This is a genomic window from Mesorhizobium sp. M1E.F.Ca.ET.063.01.1.1 (assembly GCF_003998155.1).
Lineage (GTDB): Bacteria > Pseudomonadota > Alphaproteobacteria > Rhizobiales > Rhizobiaceae > Mesorhizobium.
The window spans coordinates 1-973 of the sequence record NZ_RZSC01001282.1; the positions used below are offsets into that span (position 1 = coordinate 1).

At 60.6% G+C, this 973-nt stretch carries 2 protein-coding genes; both read right to left on the reverse strand.

All coding sequences use genetic code 11. From position 1 onward, the window contains the following. Window positions 1-170: four helix bundle protein (locus EOA29_RS37955; protein ID WP_127222487.1), on the reverse strand; the 170-nt coding region annotated here is incomplete at its 3' end. Window positions 171-228: 58 nt separating this feature from the next. Further along, on the reverse strand, window positions 229-973 hold a 745-nt coding region (locus EOA29_RS37960), incomplete at its 5' end, for a circularly permuted type 2 ATP-grasp protein (RefSeq protein WP_189479146.1).

Genomic DNA, 973 nt, shown 5'->3' on the forward strand with positions numbered 1-973 from the left:
TCTCTTCCGTGACCCTCTGCAACATTCGCTGCGATGGAAGCCGCCGAGCGTCGTATCTGAGAGGTCATCCCGTATGCTTCGCTGTTCGGAAAACCTTTCGTGGCCGAGTAGCAATTTACTGCCAACTTCAAGGCCGCCTTCCAAACGATCAGATCTCGGTAGGAATTGATTGCCGTCGTATTTCCCTCTTTTCCCTACTCGCTACTCGCTACTCGCTATTCGCTCGTCTCAATCATCCAGCACCCACGTATCCTTCGTCCCGCCGCCCTGCGAGGAGTTGACCACAAGGGAGCCTTCCTTCAGCGCAACCCGCGTCAGCCCTCCGGGCACAAGCTGGATGCGGTCGGAGACCAGCACGTAAGGCCGAAGATCGACATGGCGCGGCGACAGGCCCTTTTCGGTCAGGATCGGGCAGGTCGACAGCGCCAGCGTCGGCTGGGCGATATAGTTTGCCGGCTTCGCCTGCAGCTTCTTGGCGAACGCCTCACATTCCTTCTTGGTCGCCGCCGGGCCGACCAGCATGCCGTAACCGCCCGAGCCGTGGACTTCCTTGATCACGAGCTCGCTGATGTGCTCCAGCACATATTTCAGGCTGTCGGCCTCCGAGCAGCGCCAGGTCGGGATATTGCCGAGGATCGCCTTGCGCCCGGTGTAGAACTCGACAATCTCGGGCATGTAGGAATAGATCGCCTTGTCGTCGGCGATGCCGGTTCCCGGCGCGTTGGCGATCGTGATATTGCCGGCGCGGTAGACATCCATGATGCCCGGCACGCCGAGCGCGGAATCCGGCCGGAAGGTCAGCGGATCGAGGAAGGCATCGTCGACGCGCCGGTAGAGCACGTCGATCTGTTTGTAGCCTTCGGTGGTGCGCATCGTGACATGGCCGTCGACCACGCGCAGATCCTGTCCCTCGACCAGTTGCACGCCCATCTGGTCGGCAAGGAAGGCATGCTCGAAATAGGCGGAGTTATAG